4 protein-coding genes are annotated in these 23,850 nt (G+C 53.1%); all 4 read right to left on the bottom strand.

What is annotated here, in order from left to right:
* A partial coding sequence (locus tag ACYVH9_RS30345) for a beta strand repeat-containing protein (protein WP_460640213.1) occupies positions 1-4,195 on the bottom strand: 4,195 nt, incomplete at its 3' end.
* A gap of 1,093 nt (positions 4,196-5,288) precedes the next feature.
* A complete protein-coding gene (locus ACYVH9_RS30340; RefSeq protein WP_460640212.1) occupies positions 5,289-13,937 on the bottom strand; it encodes a DUF6923 family protein in 8,649 nt (2,882 codons plus the stop codon).
* 521 nt (positions 13,938-14,458) lie between these two features.
* Positions 14,459-20,749 carry a beta strand repeat-containing protein gene (locus tag ACYVH9_RS30335; RefSeq protein ID WP_460640211.1) on the bottom strand — a complete coding sequence of 2,097 codons (6,291 nt, stop codon included), beginning with the start codon at positions 20,747-20,749 and terminating at the stop codon, positions 14,459-14,461.
* Between the two features lie 64 nt (positions 20,750-20,813).
* The gene (locus ACYVH9_RS30330; RefSeq protein WP_460640219.1) at positions 20,814-23,678 is read right to left on the bottom strand and encodes a hypothetical protein; all 2,865 of its coding nucleotides are present in this window, start codon (positions 23,676-23,678) and stop codon (positions 20,814-20,816) included.
* Between the last annotated feature and the right edge of the window lie 172 nt (positions 23,679-23,850).

The raw sequence follows: 23,850 nt of genomic DNA, 5'->3' as shown, positions 1-23,850 counted from the left end.
CGGTGATGGTCGCACCCACACTGGCTACATACTCAATGCTGTAGGTATTAGTGGCCGTGTTACACACCGGACCCGAGACGGTCAACACCGGCTGCTGGCACGGTGGGCAATCCGTCGGCGAGGCCAGGCTCACCACCTGAGCCGGACACACGCCATTGAGCGCCGTCACACTCACCGGCGTACCCAGCGCGATGCCACTGATCAGCCCATTGCTCACCACACCCGTACTGGCTACCACCGTCACCCCGGCCGGAACCGTGTAACGCACACTGTAGGTGGCCCCATCACAGGTGGGACCCGCCAGGCTGATCAGCGGGCTGGTGCACGGATCACTGCAATCAGCCGGACTGGCCACCAGCGCCGTGGCCGTGCCACAACCCGGTAGTGTTGCCACCACCGTCACGTTGCTGCCCACCACGCCCGTGATCACCCCATTGGCGTAGGTTCCGCCCTGCACCGTGATCACCGAACCACTGCTCGCCGTTACACTCACTACGTAGCTGCCTGTACCCACGCACACAGCCTGACCCACCGTCAGCTCAGCCACCTGCGTACAGCTGGGCGGGATCGTACAATCGGTCGGCGAAACCGCCGTCGTCGAGACCACCCCACAGCCATTCGTCGCCGTCAGCACTACGTTGCTGCCCAGCGGTATATTTAGAACACTCGTGCCAACCACCGTACCGACACTGGCGGTGATGGTCGCACCCACACTGGCTACATACTCAATGCTGTAGGTATTAGTGGCCGTGTTACACACCGGACCCGAGACGGTCAACACCGGCTGCTGGCACGGTGGGCAATCCGTCGGCGAGGCCAGGGTAGCATAACCTATGGCCACACAACCGTTGGCATCGGTCACCACTACCGTATAGCTGCCCACAGCCACATCCGTTAAATTCGCACTAGTTGAACCATTGCTCCACAGGTATGTGTAGGGAGTCGTACCACCGCTTATGCTCACCAGCGTGATTGTTCCCGTACTACTACCACAGGCCACCGTCGAAGCTGACAGCTCAGCTTCGATGCCCGCAGGCTGCGTCAGCGAAACGATACCACTCGCTTGACAACCATTCGCATCAGTCACCACCACATTGTAATCGCCAGCGGCTAATCCATTGATGTTCGCGGTAGTCGCCCCGTTGCTCCATAGGTAAGTGTAGGGAGCAGTTCCACCACTGGCCGTAGCTAGGGCAATGCCCGTGTTACTTCCGTTACAGCTCACAGCTGTACTGCTGGTCACCACCGTCGGACCGGTCAAATCATTGATGATTACCTCATCGCTGGCCAGGCAGCCATTGGCATCGATTACTGTAACACTGTATACACCCGCAACCAACCCATTCACACTGCTGCTGGTCGCTCCATTATTCCACAGGTAATTATACGGGGCCGTACCACCACTTGCTGTCACATTAATACTGCCTATTGCCTGACCACAGGCTGACGCTGTACTTGTTGCAATCGCCGTCAGACTGCCAGGAGTGCTTTCTATTTCAACTGGCAACACGTCCGAACAACCGACCGCATCCGTCACTGTCACACTGTAAACCCCAGCCACTAGCCCACTCACATTAGCGGCCGTTGAACCATTATTCCATAGATAGCTATATGGAGCTGTACCACCAATGGCCGTTACACTAGCTACACCAGTAGCTCCGATACAGGTAGTCGGTGTCGTCGAGTTTACGACCAGCTGTGGCCCTTCCACATTGCCAATCGTCACCAATGCTGTGGTGCTGCAACCGACTGCATCCGTCACTGTCACAGTGAAGCTGCCCGGTGCCACCCCTGTCAGGCTTGCATTCGATGAACCATTACTCCATAGATAGCTGTATGGAGCTGTACCACCATTAGCGGTTATCGTTGCCTGACCGTCATTCTGACCACAGTGGGCATTCGTTGTAACCAAATTGATACCAAAGTCTTGACAGCATACGGTTACCGATACAGGATTAGTAATGACTGCTGATGAGCTACATCCGCTGACTGAGGTAGCCACGACGGTATAGCTTCCGCTGGCTGTAGCCAAAACATTCGTTAAAGATACGGTTGCTCCCGTCCCCGAATAGTTATTGGGTCCAGTCCAGGTAAAGGTGTAACTTCCGGCTGGACTGGCTGTGGCTGATAGTATCAAGTTACCTCCTACGCAGACGGTGTTACTGCTAACCTGGGCAGTAACGACCGGGATTTCATTGACCGTTACCGGAATTTCGGCGTAGGGTCGGCAATTCGGATCGGCAGGAGCTGGTGAAATTCGGGCATAAACGTAGTAGGTGCCCGCTGTGCTGGGGAATAATACATTGGTTAACTGGGCCATATTACTCACCGGGGTAGCAGTGCCCAACAATACCCCCCCCCCATAAACTGCCGAAGCACTGGTTTGGGGCGTGGTGAAGTAAACAAACTCTACTTGGCTGGGCGTAGTTGCAGAAGTATTTACCCGCAGCAGAGCCAGGTTCTGGCCCGCGCACACCTGATAGCTGTTGTCCAGTAGTGTGAAAGTCGGGCAATCACAAATTCCAACAGGCGTCGGTGGTGATAAACGGAAACAGCATCCAGCAATTCCGTTAACATTTTGCCCTACCGTTACTCCCGTCGGCGCTGGACTGGATGTACTATAAACAAGGACTCGGATATAATAGGACCCAACGGGCTGAGGTGGAAAACTAGGCGTATTCGATACAATCAAAATTTCACCTGTGATCGAGGTCAATAAATACAGAGCGGTGAACCCAGCTCCCGGATTGACGGCCTGACCAACAATGGGCTGATTTTGGTTAAAATCACAGCAGTTGGTAGCATTGATTACTACCTGATGCTCTCGGATACAAGTCGGGGCATTGGCATCTCGAATAATGATCGTGTACCCGCCCCGGACCAAGTTCGTCAAGGATGTAGATCCTGTGAAATTGATATAGGTGATTCCTCCATCAAGGCTGTATTGGAAACTGCCCGTACCGCCAGTGGCTGTTAACGAAATCGTTCCGTCAGCGACCGCACAACCTGTGGCCGAGGTGGACATCACACCAGAGGACAAAGCCGATAGTATCGTAATAGGATAGTCTTCCACTTCTCCGTCGGGCAAAGCCCCACCTGGAAGGCTAAATGCCTGAGTACTGATCCGAAGCCGGAAAAAGCTTTGGCCGGCCGTAATACTTAGGCTTTGAATGTTGGACCAGGTTAATGTGGCCGTAGTCGCGCCGTTAGGTACCCCAACGGAAGCAAATTCTCGGGCATCAAAGGTACCGTTCCGGTTAAAATCAATCCAGCCGCCTAATTGGGCAGTGCTGCCCGTGCTGTTACTAACGGGAACGGTTAGTGTATAAGTATCTGTACATTCGACCAGAATGGGGGGTGTGGAAGTAACACCATCCTCATCATCCAAGCCGGTTGTATCGTCACTATTTGCTGAAACGCTGGCTGTACCCGTGACTTCGGCATCAACGGTACTGCCGATATACAGCAATCCGAGTTTGGCGTGCGAAGGACCGTCAGCGGTAGTACTGTAGCTGGCTGGGGCGTCCCCGAAATCACAAACAGTCGTTAAGGTGGTCAACACACTGTCGCGCTGGGTTGCGAAAGTCCAGTTATCAATGTACCGATTATCGCCCCATGTGTTGGTAAAACCAAATCCCCACCCATGGACCCCTCCCGTTACATTACTATTGGTCCCATTGGACTGGCTGGTAAGGACTGGTGTCGTATTGACCCGATTCGTTGCTGATAAATTCTGGTCATTCCAATAAAGGTTGCTATGTGGAGATGGGCCATTCGTAGCGGTAACCTGAAGCCCCCCTAGGCCCTCTACATCTTCCAGGGTAAAATGGATTTCGCCCGGTTTGTCAATCAACACCTTGGCACCAACCGTTAACCCACAACCAATCACAGTGCCTAAACCATTTAATCCATCGAACGAAACCGTATTGAGCCCCGTAACCGTGTGAATTGGGATCGTACGGTCGACGGCATCCGTATAGCTGTTGTTATTGTTAACATCGACTAGTAAACTCGCATTTCCTGCATACCCTTCCACTGTGAAGGTAAAATTACCTGCCGCTGGATTTCCCTGGGTTTTATTAAAAACAAGGTTGGTTACGGAAGGTATTTGCAGAGCCGGATTTAACCACTCTGTTTCAGTCGCGCCCGTCGTAATATTGAAACGGGGCGCTGCCACAGGCAGTGAGGTATCCATCGGTCTGAAAAACTGCTTAAATGATCCGCCACAGTTAAGTCCATCATACGACCAGCTTTGCAACAGAGGTCGAGAGCTGGCACTTATTGTAGGGTCCGTTATTTCAGCACTCCGATAGGCAGGGATACATTCTCCACTCTTTCTAACCCCATACCGATCCGTGGTGATCTTTGACTCTACGCCATTATAATTGGAAAAGGTACTCGTATACTTGTACCCAAAATCGCTAATATGATAGAGATTAAACGTAACACTGGTATTGGTTTGAGTAAGCTCCAATGCCTCCGTATAAACCCGGCCCGCAATTTCGGCATTCGCTGACGTTAGAACGTCAACTTTATAGCCATAATTAACCTGATAATCAGGCGAAGTGGTCATACGTACCGTCCATATACCTGCCGTAGCCGCGGTGGCTTGATACTGCGAAGTTGGGATGGTACCGTTGTTTACAGAAAAACCGTTCGCTGCCAATCCATCGATTGTACCAGTAAATACAAGTCCTGTCGGCGAGTAAATCCTAATAGTCAGATCGGAGGTTGCGGTAGCGGCCGATTTTGCATTTATTCGAATATCAAACCGCAACTTTTCCGTGTTGGCTACATAGGCATAGACATAGTGTTCCGCCCCCTGTCGAAAGGCCCCCTGATCCGTTGAAATTTGCCCTGGGCCCACCGGAAAACCACGCCCTACCCCATCTGCATGGGTAGTCTGAGGGCACACCGCCAGCAGCCCAATTAGAAATAATAGCCAGGCCAGTAAAACGATCCTCCCGGAATTGCCAAGCAAAAAACCGGTTCCTCGATCCACCTCGTTTTGAATAGACGGGAGTTCGCTTAATTTTCCAGCTTTTACCAATAATGGATTACTACTCCAACAACCGTTTACCAGCGTTTCATTGGAATAAGCAGAATGGGTAGAAGTTCGCCACATGGTCCTATGGTTTACTGCGTGGTTCAATCGCGTTACTATCAATCGGCTCATACTTCTATGGTATGGGGCCCTTCCGATTCCGGAAGGACGATTGGCATCTTTTACAAATAGCTGCACAAACAACTGACTTAGTGTAGTGTTCATTGTACCGTTCCCAAATTGTCTATTCACCGCCCGTCAATCTAAATGGTGGAATAATGGGTACCGGGCAATCTTGCGTCGACAATTCGATCAACCGCTGCGTTCTGCAACTGGGTATGGCTTTATCACGAACTACCACCAGATAATTGGACGGTGCCAGGTTAGTCCGTGTGATGGTGCCACTAGGCAAATCGGCCCATGTCAGTCCACCGTCCAGACTATATTCGTAAGTACCGCTACCCCCGCCTGCCGTAATAGTGATCCTGCCCTGATCGGTGGCGCACACATCGAGATTCTGCCCGCTGATTGTTGCTGTCACACTACCCGGCGTTTGTATCTGGAAACTACCTGCGTTAACAAAACAACTTGGCGCCACAGCATTACGTACCAATACCGCATAAGTGCCCGCTGATAAACCCGGGAAGGTATTGGCCGTCTGCCAGGAGCCGCCGTTGTCGATGCTGTACTCATATACCCCTGTGGCACTATTGACCAGCACCACAGCCAACGACCCATTATTGGCCGTACAGTCCGTTGGATTGGTTACCACTACTGTTGAGACGACAGGAGCCGTCGGGGTCACAATTGTACCCGATAAAGTCGTTGAACAGCTGGGATCTGTGGTTGATCGAATGATAACCGTATAGGAGCCCGCAGCCAGACCCGTTACGGAGAATGGACTGCCGCTCAACGGTTGGAATGCTCCACCATTAAGGTTATATTGATACGTTCCCGAACCGCTGTAGACAATTTCCAGGCGGCCATCAGCCACATTTTCGCAGTTCCCGATGGGTAACGCACCCATCGAAGCCACTAGATCACAACAATTGCTGACGGATACCGGCACCGTTGCCGTCGCTGAACAACCTGCCACATCGGTCACCACAACGGTATAATTACCGGATTGCGTTAGGGAGGTCGCCGTTAAACTAATAGCCCCCGTTGTGTTGGTCTGGTTAAAGCTGTCGGGTCCAGCGAACACATAGGTATACGAACCCGTTGGGGTAACTGTTGCCGTTAGGGTAGTCGAGCCCGTCCCAATACAAATCGCCGTGTTGCTGGCAGTAGCCGTCACGGAGAAGCTCGAACCACCCGTCAGGGTGATCACATCACTGAAGGTACAGCCTCGGCTGTCGCCCATCGTTACGGTATAGCTACCCGCCGTTAGTGCCGTTAAGTTAGATACCACACCAGCAGACCCGGTAACTGTATACGAGTACGGTGCCGTTCCGCCCGTGGGTTGTACAACGGCCAGGCTACCCGACGATGGCGAAGCGCAGTTCGGGTTTTGATATTGAATATTAAAGTCTAATCCATCGGGTTGTGTTACCGTAACCGTCGTTACCGATACGCAAGAGGTTGAAATGGTTCGGGTAATCAGATAGGTTCCTCCCGGAACCGTGTATGTAGCCGCCAGATTTCCGGCCGTACGTCCAATTTCAGTAGCTGTCCCCGCAATCGTCACCACGTATTCTTCGGTGGCGATTCCCGTACCCGCAAATTGAATCGTACCATTCTCATCCGCGCAAAGCGCATTGGCCACCGTCCAACCCGCAATTGGGGTTGGACTGGATGGATTGATCAAGACATTTTCACGATTTACGGAACAACCATTAGCATCCATAACTTCGACCGCGTACACACCGGCTGGTAAGCCTTGGACGGAGAAAGTACGAGTTGTACTTACCCCTTGAACATAGCCATTGACACTATACGTAAACGGCGCGGTCCCACCGGAAACGGTAATTGTCAATCGTCCATCGGAGGCATCACATCCACTGGTTGCCGTCGGGTTAACCGCCAGCGTGAAGCCATTCGGCACGCGGTTTGGTATGACCACGTCAATAACCGACTTACAGGTTGAGTTGCTACCGGCAACGGTAAACACATAGTTTCCTGCTCGGAGGCCGGTGATGTTCAATAGGCCCGCATTCGTGGCCGATTGGGTACCCGACATCTCACCCGTCCAACTCACTGTATAGGGTGCTGTTCCACCCTGTATATTCAAGGCAACGGAGCCATTGGCCGCCGTACAGCTAGCACCCGCCGTAGCCGATACGCTGACAATCGGGCCACCGATATCGTTCACCGTGACCGTGTCAACATACATACATCCGGCGTATATCGTATTATCGGCAAAAAGCGACGCTGTTACCGAGTAAACACCCGAGGTCAGACCCGACGCAATCGGACCATTCTGTCCGTTGCTCCAGGCATATGTTGCCGTAGCTCCCGTCGGAATATTCAGTAATTCGGCCGTTGCCCGTCCGCTGGTTTCACCACAAAGGTTATCCAACACGGATGTATTGAAGGCAAGCGGTGGACATTTTAAGTCGCAGGGCGGCACTGTCACCAGTGCATCTTCGTTTCCAGGACAGCCATTTGCATCAACGACCGATATGTAGTAATTACCCGCCATCAAATTGATGTGGCTCGCCCCGGCGAAACTCTGTCCCTGATTATTAATGATTGAAATTGTATAAGGTGCAGTTCCTCCGCTAACCTGGATGACGTTCAGACTACCATCGCCATTCCCCACACCACCGGGCCCGCACGTTTCCGCAACGTATTGTACGTTAAAGTCGATTCCGGTGGGTCCAGTAATGGTCAAGTTCTGGAAGGAAGTACACGTTCCATCTGTTAATTCAACTGTATAGATTCCCTGCGGCAAGTTGTAGACAACCGGGCCCGGCACATTTTGGGGGGTTGTTGCAACCTCGGTTCCGCCGAGTAGTACCCGGTACGAGCCGGTGCCGGTGCCGCCGGCGTAGGTGATGGATCCCGTTCCCGCTGCACAAAGTGCACTCTGTGAACTCCATCCAGAAACGAGCGGTGCACCATTTTCCTGTATAATAACCTGTCGTTCGGTTTGACAACCATTGGCTCCGCTGGTTACCCCTACGGTATAAATACCGGCCGGAAGGTTCGGGATCGTTACCGTGTTGACTGAAACGGAGGTGTAAGCTACCCCATTTAGGGAGAAAATATAGTTTGGACCACTCCCTGATGCAGTTAGGTTAATCGAACCATCCTGGGCGCCACAACCCGACGCCGGCGTCGGCGTTGCCGTCAGATTTATACTGCTGCTCGATGAAACCGGAATGGTTACATCCAAGACCGTCTGGCAATCCGATCCAGCCTCCTTAAAGGTGAAAATATAATCACCCGGCGCCAGCCCCGTCTGGGTAAACTGGAAGGGAACCGTACCATTCACGGTCCGTGAGCTGCTCACCGGACCATTCCAGGTAACCGTAAAAGGAGCAGTACCGCTCGTCAGACTAAACGAAACCGAACCTGTATTACTGGCACAGCTTGATGGATTCACCGCCCGTTGTGTCACAACAGGTCCTCCTATCTGATTGATATTTACCCTTTCCACGTATGCACAACCAACAAATTGACCTGCTAAAATTGTGGCCGTAACTGAATAAACGCCCGTTGCTAATCCGCTGACGTTTTTACCAAAGAAGCCGTTGCTCCACTGGTAATCTACATCATTTTCATCATACGCACCCAATTGGGCGACTGCCCTTCCGTCGGCCGCTGTACAGTTTGCATCGACCACGAATGTATTCATAGGGACAATGGGGCACTCGAGATCGCAATCTGGAACCGTGATAAAGACATTTTCCACACCGGGGCAACCACCCGAATCGACCACCCGAATCGAATAGATACCAGGTGCCACAGCCTGCAGGTTCGAAACCACCTGGTTTTGTGCATTCAATACCGTAGTGCTGTACGGCGGTGTTCCCCCAGTGATCTGCACAATGCTGATACTTCCGTCGTTATTCGGAACGCCACCCGGCGCACAGGTCACTTTCGTATATTGAACATTGAAATCCAATCCTTCCGGCCGGTTGATGGTCACGGTTGTGTAGGATGTACAATTGCTATTGCTTGTAATTTGTTCGATTGTATACGTCCCCGCAGGTAACACCAGTGTCGTTGAGGTCGCTCCGCTAATGCTATTAGCCACAATTGATCCCGAAGCGGCTTCCCGCACTACAAAGGTCGCCGTCGGCTGCCCACCGGCAAATACCAACCGGCCTTGATCGCTCGGGCAATTCGGATCAACCGATGTCCAGCCCGCAATGACCGGAGCACCAACCTCCTGAATGACCACCTGCACATTTGCGGCAGAACAACCACCGACTGAGCTAACCCCCACCGTGTAGGCACCAGCGGTTAATCCATTGATGGTATAAGTCGGCAGGGTTGATGTGCCGATTTCGACCCCGTTCAATGAGTACGAGAAGGGTCCCGTAACCCCGACAGCTGGAGTAGCAACGATCTGAATACTGCCTGTTGCTGATCCGCAGACCGTTGCATTGGTTGGTGTTGCCGTTACCGTGATGCGGTCGCTATCGTCCCGAGGAATTGTAATAGCCAAGAACGATGAACAGGCGGTATTGCTGGAGGCACCAGTTATTTCAAATGTATATTGACCGGTAGCCAGGTTTGGAATTGTTGTCGTTCCCAGGTTAACCCCATTTTGGGTTCCTGTAGCGGCCCCGCTCCAGCTAATGCGGAAAGGCCCCGTCCCACTTGTAATGTCAATGGCAACTGCACCATTGGCTCCCAGACAGTCAGCCGCTGAAATCAGATCGATCTCCGCCACGGGTCCGCCAATTTCGTTCACCTGAATTTGCTCGACCACTGTACAAGTCCCGAGCGGCGTGGAAATCGTGGCAGTAACGGAATATACGCCCGCAGCCAGTCCTGTCACGGTAGGTCCGGTTTTACCATTACTCCAGGCATAGCCTACTGTTGCACCTGTTGTGGGTAAACCGCCCAACGAAACCGTGGCGCGTCCATCGCTGTTGCCACAAGTCGCATCGACTACGGCGGAACTGATCGGATAGTTACAGGGTGGCACCGAACAATCCCGCACGATGATAACCGCAATGGCCTCATCCGTGGGGCAATCACCACCGCCGACGGTATAGGTTACAGTGTACGAACCGACTCCCGATGCGATTCCGTTGAATATGCTTCCCGATAGGATACCGTTTAAGGCAGAATAAGATCCTCCTGCGGCGAAATACGGTGCCAGATCGACGGTTTCGTTATTGCAGATGGAGAGTAAAACATCTTCTCCCGCGGATGGTTGCGGCGTCACCGTGACTGCCACGGAAGCGACTGCGGTACAATTTTGTCCATCCGTTACGGTTACACTGTAGGTTCCCGCTGCGATGGCGGTAGCCGGCAGCAGGGGATTCGCTATGTTAGCGGTAAACCCATTGGGGCCCGCCCAGCTATAAGTCAAAGGTTGGCTGACGGGGGCGGTTGTGCTATTCCCCACCGTAACGGCTAAGTTGATGGTGCCGCCCGTGCAAGCCACAATTGAATTGCCGGCGGTCGCCGTCAATGAACAGCAGTTGTTAACGATTACGGCACCTGTAATTGCCGTTGCCGAACAACCATTGGCATCGGTCACCAGCAGCGAATAGCTACCTGACTGCGTGACCACCGTTGCCGCCAGTCCCGGGTTCTGAGCTGTACTGACAAACCCATCCGGCCCGCTCCATGCATAGGCAAATGGTGAAGTACCTCCACTGACACTGGCCGATAGGCTCAAGGTGCTGCCGATACAAACCGTTCCGCTGGGCGCGGAGGCAATGACCACCGGCTGCGGATTGACGGTCAGACTTGCCACTGCCGTTCCATTACAGCCATTGGAGCCGGTAATGGTAACCGTATAATTACCCGCCGCAGAGGCGGTGGCATTGTTGATTACTACCGACTGACCCGTGGCCGCGAATCCGTTCGGGCCGATCCAGGTAAATACCCCACCGGCGGACCCAGAGGCTGTTAAGGTCGTCGAGCTTCCTTCACAAACGATAGCAGGGGTAGCCACCGCTGTTGGGTTGGAGCCGACCGTCACCGAAACAATCGCCGTCGCGGTACAGTTGGGAGTTCCCGCATCCGTTATCACTACCGTATAGCTGCCGGTATGAGCCGTGGTAGCCGCGGGAATGGTAGGATTCTGAGCCGTGCTGACAAACCCACCAGGGCCACTCCAGGCGTAACTCAACGTTCCAATGGCTCCCGAGGCAGACGAGCTTAGCATTAAGTCCTGACCCGCACACACCACTGGGCTTGGGGCATTCGCCAAGGCCGTTAACGAACAGCAGTTGGCCACCGTAACAGGTACTGTAGCGGTGCCTGAACAACCTGCCGCATCGGTGACCACTACAGTGTAGATACCACTTTGGGTGATAGCAGCAGTGGGTGAAACCGTTGGCGTTGCTCCCACCCCAACGTAGCCGTTGGGGCCAGTCCAAGCATATGTATAGCTACCCGCAGGCACCACATTGGCAGAGAGACTTAGCGGAGTATCCGTACAGACCGTCGCGCTGTTGACAAAAGCCGTAACTTCCAAGCCCGGCGTCACCACAATTTCACAGGTGATGGTAGCCGAAGTACACGAGGATGGAGCTGGCGACTCGGCCCAAACCTTATAGGTATAGGTCAACGAGGAGGGGCCTGTATTGGTCAAACTCTGGCTAATGTTACCCGTTCCACTAGAAGGCGGAGGAGTTGTTGGGGTTCGAAGCCAATGTATCGTTGAACCTGGTATACTCACATCAAACGTAATAATTCCGGTTTGGCCCGAACAGATCGTTTGCGAACAGACAGATGGGGTAATGATGGGCACGGGATTAACTGTAATAACGGTTACCGTAGGGTCACTGGGGCAACCGTATAAGTTCGTATACGTAGCTGTATACGTGTAACTAATCGGTGTAGTGCCCGTGTTACTGAGTACTTCCGATACACTACCACCGAAGGTGACATTTCCCGGCATACGCGTAATTGATACGGAACCATTAGCGGGGATATTCGAATACATAATACTGGCCAGCTCTCCGCTACAGACAGCCGTGTTCGATACCACCGCGATGGGCGTTGGCGGGGTCAAGCTGAAACTCACTGGCGCACAGGCTTCGTTATTGGTGGCAATATCCCCCGGAATGGTCGTGGTATTATCCGTTGTATTGCCTAACGTGCCGTTATTGGCCGTTTGCCCAAAGGCACTAATAATTTCAGCACAGTTCGAGAAGGTCTGATTACAGGATCCTGCTGCTGCCCGTACCGTCAGTCGTAGGGTAATCGCATTGGCAGCCCCTACATTTAAATTGTTAATGGTCAGGGACACCGGGCCGGTAACCCCAACGGCTGGCGTCGACAATTTATAGTCGGTGGTGGCCAGGTTGGCGTCCGTCGCATCGAGAACCGAGGCACTTTGGAAGACCAGCCCGGCTGGCAATACATCCCGGGCGATCAGATCAGCTGCCGGAGCGGGACCCGTATTGGATAAAGTTATGTCAAATGTTGCACTGTTTCCGGTCTGACTTCGAAGCACCTTGGTAATGCTGGGTTCCACTTTGGTAACCGGGCAGGCAGCGGCATCATTTGAACCTACAATAGCCCCGGCATCGTTAACGGTTGACCAGGTATTGGCAACCGTGTTATACCGCCAGATTCTACCTGTTGTGTTCGCATACGCGTACATGTTGTTAAACTGATCAAACCAGATAGCACCAATGGGATTGGTGCCCACATCTGCTATAGCACCATTAGCAGGTATGATGGTTTGTGATACGCCGGTTGTCGGATTAACTTTGACGATCTGGCCACTCCCTCTAAGGACACTATATAGTTGTTGATCTTGAGGATTGAACGCCCAGTCCGAAAGGTCTTGAGCCGGCGTAATAGGACGCGCCGTAGCTGTATAGGGCTTAACATTCAGATCAATTGTATAAAATTGAGCTAGGCTATTATAATAAACATAAAATATTCCAGCGGGCGAAATATCACCGACCACATACGGAGTGCTAGTTGGCAATCCCGTCACATACCCTAGATCCTCAACCACGCCATTGGCACCTAACCGAAGCAATGTACTCGTCCTATTATCTGCATCCTCTCCCTGTGCAACCCTAATGGCGTAGATATGATTATCGACCTGATTATAACCTGCTGCATTATATGTCAGATAACCGGTCGTATCCACATCCATAAAACCACCGGTAGCATAGTTGTACTTTTTCAAGTCAGTACCAGTGGTACCCGTTGGCGTTTGTGTTATATAGACCGACCCATCACAACTGAATTGATTGGTAGCGAATCCATTAACGCAACTCAGATAATTGGTGATGTCCGTTTGTGAAAAGACATTAGGGCCAAGCCCAGGTATATTATTTACATCACCCCCATTGCTATAGACAAAATCATCGATAAACCCGTTGAAAAAGTCACCGCCTTGATCTAATGGAAAATTGCTGGAAAAGACGTTACCCCCTAATGTAGCTCCTATACCACCTCCCTGGGAAGTTGCTCCGATTGTTGTTTGGATTAATGGACCCAGCGCCTGCAACACCCCATCATAATAGAGCTTTACTCGCTGAGCAGCAGGCGCGCCGGTGCCCTGGAAGGTGAAGGCGACATGGTGCCAGTTATTATCCGCGACAACCGGCCCAGTAAGGGTGACGCTGCCTGTTCCTCCTGATGTGGTATTTACCCGCGCCTGTAAGACCCCATTGAACAGTCGAATGCCAATCCCATTATTGGCGTTCCCTTCCTCAAAAAGCATTTGTGTACCGGTTGCCGGCGCATTGGCTTTAAACCAAAACATGATGGAATAATTACTGTATCCCCCAGTCATGAATCCAGAATTTATATTATCATAGCGGATGAATTGACTGGTCCCATTAAAGCTTGCCGAACTCGCCCCCACTTTCGCCGTGGTTGAAAAGGTCGGAAGGAGGCTTGAGTAAGGAGGAGTTAAAGCCCACGGATTTTCTACGGCACTCGGGTAGGTTAAATCATTATAGGCCGAACGATCTTGAAAGGACCGCTCAAAAGAGTAATATGCTCCAGCATCAGGGGCACAATACGTTTGTGCCCTAGCAGGTAGGGTAGTTATAAGACCCACCAGCACCAGGAATACGTACACGAGCCATCGGGTTGTATCTCCTATCCGTTTTCCGGCTCTACCTACTAGGTTAAATTCCGGTCCATTCCACGCAGCGGAGAGTTGATATCGTCTACCAACAACTCCTTTGTTTCCAGTGTTAAGGGTAGAAATTATACGCATGGCAATGGTTTGTTTCGTTGTCAATAACTGGGTATGTTCTGCTTGTCGCGCTGGTGGGACAACTACCTGTCTTGCTTGTCTCATAGCTGCTATTGTTGAACCGTGACGGGTACGATCATGGGTGTTGTGCTACACCCATTTGCGCCAGTCGCCGTAAAGGTGTAGATATAGTTTGCCGCTGGTAAGGTTTCCTGGATAGTCACCGTTCCTACACCGCTACCCGAAGCCGTGCCCGGTGTAGTAGGCGTCCGAGTCCAGTTGATGATAGCCGTTGAGGGCGTTGCCGTCGCAATCAATGTCACCTCCTCAATGTCACAGTAGATTACCTGGCTGGGTTGTACCACGAGCACTGGTTCAGGGAGGATCGTTACCACAACTACTTCCTCATCACTACAGGAGCCAGCCGTAGCGCCGATTACATAAGTAACCGACAGCGGCTGCGTTCCTACGTTTCGGATGCCAGCAAAATTGATACTGGTACCGGTACCACTCTGACCTAAACTATTCGCCCAAACGACTGGTGAGTTATTGTTGCCGTTCACGGCCAGCGTTGTACTTTGGCCTGAACAGATCGTTAGACTAGGCCCTGCCGTCACCGTCAGACTTGGCTGCGTAGCAATGGTCAAACTATGACTCGCGCTGGCCGTACACCCTAGTGCATTGGTCACCACGACCGAGTAGCTTCCCGTGGCCGCTGTTGTCGCATTGGGGATGGTTGGATTCTGTAGGTTGCTGGTAAAGCCATTGGGTCCACTCCAGCTATAGGAATTAAAGCCACCTGTCGCGGAAAGTGATAAGGTGTTGCCCGCACATAGTGGGGCATTGCTGGTAATGACCACCGCTGGCTGCTGGACATCCACTACTACGGAAGCTTGGGCAATACAGCCATTGGCATCGGTCCCCCTTACCGTAAACACGACGGGACCACCTTCCGGATTGGGTTGAATGTTGGTAACGACAGGATTCTGAAGCGAACTGCTGAAGCCATTCGACCCACTCCACACGTAGGTATAGGAACCAGTAGGGGTTACAGCCGAGAAGAGCGTTGTGCTTCCGCCAACACAGAGAGCTGTTTGAGAGGCCGAAGCTGTAACGGTTAAATTACAGGGAATGGTACAATCAGTGACGGTGACCGGGACCGTAGCGGTGCCCGAACAGCCCGCTGCATCCGTAACGACCACGGTATAACTGCCTGACTGACTAGCCGAGGTGGCGGAGAAGCTGGCGGTTCCTGTGGTGTTGGTAACGGCAAACCCGTTGGGTCCGCTAAAGGCATAGGTATAACTACCTGCCGGAGAAACCGTTGCGTTCAGCATTAACCCGCCACTACCGATACAAACAGTAGTACTGCTCGCCGAAGCCGTAACGGAGAAGCTGGAGCCTCCGGTCAGCGAAACTGCCTTGCTGAACGTACAGCCATTGGCATCGCCCAGGGTAACCGTGTAGCTGCCACTGGTTAGGATGCTCAGGTTGGAAACAACGCCCGCAGCCCCCGTAACGGTGACCGAATAAGGAGCCGTCCCCCCGTTTGCCTGCACCACGGCCAAGCTACCGGAGCTCGGCAGATCACAGGTAGGGTTCTTGTATTGAATGTTGAAGTCCAGACCGGAAGGCTGTGTTACGGACACCACTGTGGTCGAGACGCAGGAGGTTGAGGTCGTGCGGGTGATCAGGTACGTTCCGCCCGGCACTGAGTAGCTGGCGGCTACATTCCCGGCAGTTTGGCCAATCTGCGTGGCCGTTCCCGCGATGGTTATGACGTACTGTTCAATGGCTGCCCCTGTGCCGTTGAAACTGATGGTGCCATTTTCGGCCGGACAGAGGGCACTCGTTACGGTAAATCCGGTAATCGGTGGCTGCCCCGCCGTGTTGATCAGCAGGTTCTGACGAACCGTCGTACAACCATTCCGGTCGGTCACCTCAACGTAGTACGTTCCGGCGGGTAAGCCCTGAACCGAGAAGCTTCGGTTGCTAGTCACCCCACGAACAAATCCGTTGATAATATAGGCAAAGGGACCGGTTCCGCCCGTTACGTTCACAAAAATCTGCCCATCACTCGCCCCGCAACCGGTGACGGCGGAGGTCGATGCCGTTGCGTTCAGGTTACCCGAGGTGCCCGGTAGTGTGATGTCGTAAACACCCCGGCAGGAGGTTGTCGCATCGGTCACCGTGAAGGTGTAGTTACCCGCCATCAACCCATTGATGGTAATGCTACCGAGGTTAGGCGCCGTTTGGCTACCACTGCTCTGGCCGGCCCACGAGATGCTAAAAGGTCCCGTGCCGCTTTGCAGGTTGACGACCGCCGACCCATTCGCCGATGTACAACTGGCTGGAGTGACGGGGGTTACTGTAAAGACCGGACCACCAATGTCGTTTACGTTGACAGTCGTTTCGTATTTACAGCCACTGTATAATGGATTGCTGCTGGAGATTTGGGCCGTTACCGAGTAGATGCCAGAGTTCAGTCCAGAAGCTGTCGTTCCGATAAAACCGTTGCTCCACAGGTAGGTTAACGCCGTGCCTCCGCCCGTTGGCGCATTGAGCAGCAGGGCCGTTGCTTCCCCATTCGACTGACTACACAACGCATCGACAACAACGGTATTAAAATCCAGATTCGGACAAACGATGCCGCAAGGTGGTACGGTTACCAGGGTTCCTTCCCCACCGGTACACCCATTCGCATCGGTTACGTTCACGCTGTAATTGCCCGCAGGCAGCGAGGTAAGATTCGCCAAGGGTATCGTCTGTCCCTGGTTGTTGACCACCACAATGGTATAAGGAGCCGTACCGCCGGTGATCTGAACCACCGACAGGCTGCCATCACCGCTTCCGAGGCCCCCGTCGGCGCAGGTTTCGGGCGTATACTGTACGTTAAAGTCGATATCTTGCGGGCGATCTACCACCAGGGTATCCGCCGAAATACAGGTAGTTGAGGTGGTTTGTACAATGTAAGTTCCGGCCGAAACGACTAGACTGGTTGAAGTAGCACCACTGATGTTGTTTCTGATAATCGCTCCGGTAAGCGCTTCCCGAATCCGGAAGGTCGTACCGGCCTGACCACCGGCAAATACCAATTTCCCCTGATCGGTCGGACAGTTCGGTGACTGGGCCGACCAGCCCGCGATGGCTGGGGCATCCGGAGAATTGATGATAACTGACTGGGAGTTGGTCGTACAGCCCGTTGAGGAGCTGGCGGCTACCGTGTATACGCCCGGCGGCAAATTCGCGATGGTGTACGATGGCAAACTGGAAGTGCCCATCAACTGCCCATTCAACGAATAAGAGAACGGCGCTGAAACCCCAACCTGAGGTTGCACATCAATCTGAATGCTACCCGTGGCCGTTGAGCAGCTTGTCGCAGGTGTGGCGGTAGCGGTCAGCGTCAATCTAATATCGTCGTTACGCGGTATCGTTACGCTCAGGTAGCCGTAGCAACCGGGTGTCGCAGCACTGCTGATCCGGAATACGTACGATCCGGCGGGCAAATTGGTAATATTAACGACACCTAGGTTGACCGCGGTTTGCGAACCGGTAGTCGCCCCGGTCCACGAAACCGCGAAAGGACCTGTGCCACTGACAATGCTCAACGACGCCACCCCACCGCTCGTACAGGTTGCGGGAGTAACCAACCGTAGTTCGGCCACCGGGCCTCCGATGTTATTGACTTGCACACTATCAACCACGCTACAGACGTTTGCACCATCGGTAACCGTAGCCGTCAGACTATAAACACCAGCTGCCAGACCAGAGATAGCCGACCCAACTTGTCCGTTGCTCCAGGCAAAGGAGGTGATTGCATTGTTGGGTATCCCCCCTAACGTTACTTCTGCCCTGCCGTCGCTGTTGCCACAACTAGCATCGACCACGATGGAATTGACCGGGTAATTACAAAGCGGTGGGGTACAATTCCGCACCAAAACCGTGATGGTATCCGGAGCACAGTTAGCAGCTAGTCCGGCCGAACGATAGCCAACTTTGAAGAGGCCTGCCCCCGATACAATCCCATTAAACGTACTGCCCGACAGCGAACCCGCAGCCCCGGTCAACAGGGTGAATGAACCGCCCGTTGGAACGTAGGTCTGCAAATTCAGCGTCTCGTTGTTACACAGGGAAACCGTAGCGCGGGCAATTGGCGTGGGGCAGCAGTTGTTAACCACGACCGGTACCGTAGCGGTGCCTGAACAACCTGCCGCATCGGTGACCACGACGGTGTAGGTGCCACTTTGGGTAATAGCCGCCGTGGCCGATACCGTCGGGTTGGCCACGGTACTAGCATAGCCGTTCGGGCCGGTCCAGCTGTAGGTATAGGTGCCAGCCTGGGCAACGCTGGCCAATAGGCTCAGGGGTGAACCCACGCAGACCGTCGCACTGTTGGCCAAAGCGGTTACTGTCAATCCCGGGGTGACGACAATCTCACAGGTGATCGTCGTGGAAGATGGACACGAAGCGGGAGCCGGTGACTCAGCCCACACCCGGTAAGTATACGTTAGCGACGAAGGGCCGGTATTGAATAGTTGCTGGCTGATGTCACCCGTACCGCTGGCGGGTGCCGGTGTCGTTGGCGTGCGTTCCCAGTGAATGGTCGAACCAGGAACGCTGGAAATGAACGTGATGTTGCCAGTTTGTCCCGAACATATCGTCTGCGAACAGACCGAGGGCGTGATAACAGGACGTGGGTTGACTGTAACAACGGTTGTTACGGTATTGCTTTCACAGCCCGAAAGGCTGGGAATATAAGCGGTGTACGAGTAGGAAACCGGCGCAGTACCGGTCGCGGTTGGGTAATCCAGCACATTACCGATACCGGTCTGATTACCCGGCATACGGTTCCAGCGAACCGTTTCGCCAGTGGGGGTTGTCGTGTAATTGATCGCGACTTCTCCGCCCGAGCAGGTGCTCAAACTAGTGGCTGAAGCGGTAATCGAACCAGGCTGTTGCAGGGGTACTTCAATGGTGGCCTGGGCAGACGACGTAGCAAAGGCCCAGTTGTCAATGTAACGACCATCTCCCCATGTGCCCTGACCGTTGGTACACGAAGCTGGCATATTCCAGCCATGTACTCCACCGCTGCTAGTTACCCCCGCCGTAGCACTGATTGGATTAGTAGGTGTGGCAGCCGCACATGCTGGTGCCGACAGTTTGCTATCATCCCAGTACAAGGTTGAATTGGGCGCTCCTGCTCCATTTTCCCGGGTCACGGCGATGGAACCCAGGCCTTCGACATCGTACATGGTAAAGTGGATTTCGGCTTCCCGATCAATTAACGCCCGGGCCTGAACCGGCTGGGAGCAACTTACTAAAGCTCCGGCACCATTTCTACCATCCCAAGCCAGGGTGTTATTACCAGTCACGGCGTTGAAACTAATGGTTCGATCTATTGCATCCGTGTAGCTTCCATTGTGATTGACATCGATTTGAAATGTTGCATTTCCGGAGAAATTGGTCACATTGAACGAGAAATCACCGGCCCGGCTCGATAATGAAGTTGATGTATATGAAAGTCCGGAGACCGTCGGAGTTTGAATTGTCGGATTAACCCAGTCACTTACCGTCGCATTCGTTGCATAATTCCACCGGTTCGAACTGGTAGGCAATGCCGCGTTTGGCGTATTGAAGAAAATTTTATACAACCCCCCGCAAGCATTGCTCGGCGGGGACAATCCGGGAGAGGTCGATGGCATACTTTGATAAGCCGATACGCAGGAACCGTCTCGGCGCACGCCATAGGCATCCGCTGAAATAGTCGAATAAATCCCCTGATAATTGGTATAATTTGCCAAATACCGATACCCGTATTCGCTCAAAAACCGAAGGGAAAAGGTTTGGGGCGCAGAGTCGTACATGAGTAGCCTGTTTAAGTATACCCTTCCCGTAATAGGCGTCGTACCCGTCGCTGGCAACACGTCCACATCCCAGTTGACGCGCGCTTGCTGCCCTGCCAGGTCTGAAGTGGCGATTCGAATCGTATAAATTCCTGTGGCCGTTGCGGTCACCGTATTGGTACAGGATGTGCCGTTTGTTGCATTAGCAGCTATGGTACAAGCTGAGCCTATTTGCCCAGTAGGCGAATAAGCATAAACGGTGAAGGGAGCATCAGTGCCCGCTGTTGCTTTGGTTACTACCCAACGTATTCGTTCACCGGCCTGAACATACGCAAAAACATCCTGACTACCGTGTAATCGGTTGGCGGGTATGTTATCTTGGAGACCTTCGGCCCAGGCTGATACAACCATTCCCCAGTTTAGCAAACCGATCAAAAGCCAGCTTATCCATCGCAGCAGTTGGTTTCGATACCATAACGAATGGGAAGCACTCTCCGACTGCCTGCCGACCTGAATAGTCGGGGTCGCGCCAATGCCAAAGGTAGATGTCAGGCCCATGCTTGTAGCAAATAATTGTTTGTCAAAACAATATAAATTCAAACGCTTCATAGTTCGTGCTCAGTTACTGCTGCACCCTTACAGGCACGCTATACGGTTGACTACTACATCCATTTGCTCCCGTAGCCGTAAACGTATACGTATAATCCGCAGCAGGTAAAATTTGCTGGACAGTGACCGTCCCCGTTCCGCTACCACTGGCAGCGGGGGGGGTTGGCGTAGCTGGACTTCGCGTCCAGTTAATTGTCGCAGAGGGTGAAGAAGCATTTGCCGTTAATAAAACATTTTCGATGTCGCAATAGACAGCCGCTGATGGAACAACCTGAAGTACAGGAGCTGGGTTGATAGTCAAAACAAAAATCATTTGATCGGAACACGTTCCGGCGCTCGCTTCTACAACATACGTAATAGATTGCGGCTGGCTACTTACGTTTTGAATACCGCTCAACACAATATTTGGCCCAATACCAGTTTGCCCGAACGTGTTCGACCAAGTTACCGTTGCCCCACCGCTACCGGCCACACTTAAGGTCGTACTCTGTCCTGAGCAGATGGTTGGACTCGCTCCACTCGTCAGGGTGAGACTGGGCTGATTTGTTACGAGCACATCCGTAGTAGCAGTGGCCGAACAGCCGGTGGCATCCGTAATGGTGACTACATACGTTCCATTGACCAGGGTAGTGGCATTGGGAATACTGATAGGGCTACCCGTTCCGACGAAACCGTTGGGTCCTGACCATTGATAGGTGCCACTGACTCCATCGTTTACCAATGCCTGTAAAGTGACCGTATTGCCCGTACACTGGGGGCTATTGCTGGTGGCAATAAGTCCAATTGCGTTGATTTCTACGGCACCCGTCAAAGTGGTCGTACAGGTGGGATCACCAACGGCCTGGATAACCACGGTGTAACTTCCCGGTGCCAGATTGCTCACCGTAAAAGGACTGGCTCCTAATGCCTGGAATGTACCTCCATTCAGGTTATATTGGTAGGTTTGTGAACCTGTATACGTAATTACCAGTCCACCGGTTGTTGCCGTACAATTGGTTACGGGCGCTGATGCTACACTCGCCAACAGGTCGCAGCAGTTGTTAACCACGACCGGTACCGTAGCGGTGCCTGAACAACCTGCCGCATCGGTGACCACGACGGTGTAGGTGCCACTTTGGGTAATAGCCGCCGTGGCCGATACCGTCGGGTTGGCCACGGTACTAGCATAGCCGTTCGGGCCGGTCCAGCTGTAGGTATAGGTGCCAGCCTGGGCAACGCTGGCCGATAAGCTCAGGGGAGAACCCACACAAACGGTGGCACTGCTGGCTAGGGCCGTTACCGCCAAAGAGGGTGAAACAATTACCCGGCACTCAATGGTGTCGCTGGACGCACAGTTCGAGCCATTCGCAACGCCCCAGATCTCGTAGACCAACGTCATCGAGGTGGGGGTTGATGGGGCTGTAGCCGCAATGTTGCCCGTGCCGCTCTGGGGAGCAGGCGGTGTTGGGCTCACCAGCCGCCAGTTGACCGATGCAGGAATACTGGTAGCAAAGTTAATGGCGTAAGGCTGATCGGCGCAAACGGTCTGCACACATTCGCTAGGTGTGATGACGGGCCGAGGATTCACCGTCACGGTGGTGACGGCGGTGGTGCTGGGGCAGCCGGATACGGTGAACACCGTGGCCGTATAAGTATAGGTCTGCGGACCGGTTGTTGTGTTGGTCAGGTATTCTAATACATTTTCGCCCCCCATGACATTACCAGGCTGGCGTATCCATTGTACCTGTCCACCCGTGGGGGCCGTCGTGTAGTTAATCGCTACGGCATCACCGGAGCAGGTTGTCAGGCTGGTTGCACTGGGTGTTACCGTAAACGTGGGGCAAACATCTGTAATGGTGTACGTGCTAATGGTTTCCCCCAGTCCACAAGCATTGCCTGATGGTAGGACGATTCCTGAAGATGGATTTTGCAACGACATGATGATGATCTCATCCGGTTCGGGGTAAATGGCATCCGGCAAAATCTGGATGTAAGGAGCCAGTGAGATAGCCATAGAATCAGATCCGTTGTAATTTCCCACCGGAATAGTCACGGTGATGGGTCCCGTAGCGGGGCTGGTTGTGTAGTCTGTCCCCCGGGTGGCTGTGCTGGCGGGACTGATGTTGATCTGTACGGTTTGCGGGGTTGTAATGGCACCATTTATCCGCAGCCTGGGTAGGTTAGCCGTAGAGATGTTTTCGGGGCCGGAGGCTGCAACGGGACTAAGCGAAACCGTTGCCTGCAAACCCGTGATGGAAACCGCATCCAGGAAATTTCCAGAACCTATATCACCATTGGATGTGCTGACGGCTCGAAACGCAAACTGAACAATTTTGGAAGCCCCGGTTGTATTGGTCCAGGTGCCACTGTATTGCGTCCAGCCAGCGGCATTGGTAGCTCCTTTGGTAGCCGTTGTGGTAGCTGGTGTCAGTACAGAAACCGTATGAGTCCCCGTCTGGGCATTGTTGTCGATAATTTCAGCTACGTCCACATTATCGATGCGCAGCCGCATCACATCAACGCCATTTCGCCCCCGATGCGCCAGACTCCAGTTAAAACGTTCTCCAGGCAACACACAGATGGGTTCCTGACTCAACTCGCCATTCATAAAGGCATTCAACTCCGCATGCCTACCCCCTTCAAAGGAAGGGACACTGAAATATCCAGAGCCCCACAGTTCAATACGACCGCCATTGGTTCCATCAGGGCTAGGAGAGCGATACTCATAATTTACACTGTTTCTCAAATCGGCAATGCCTTCTGTGGTTGACCAGCCTGGCACAAGTGCTTCTCCGATAAATTGCATAGCAGCGGCCGGTGGTCCGAATGATTCGAATCCGGTATTGACAAACGTCCGAACGGGGCTTAGGCTTGTTCCGTAAACTTCCACTTCTGCCAAGTTGAAGTAATCATCCTGTGTCGATAAAATTAAAACATGTCGGGCCAAGTGAATTCCTACATTCAAATTTAATACCGTATAGTCGGGTCCAAGACTCTGACCAGCGGATTTTACCCCGACTGCCTGCGTTACCGATTCTGGAACGGCAAGTTGAGATAAGTCCCCATAGAAT

The organism is Larkinella harenae, assembly GCF_054780515.1.
This window is presented reverse-complemented; position numbering and strand designations above follow the sequence as displayed.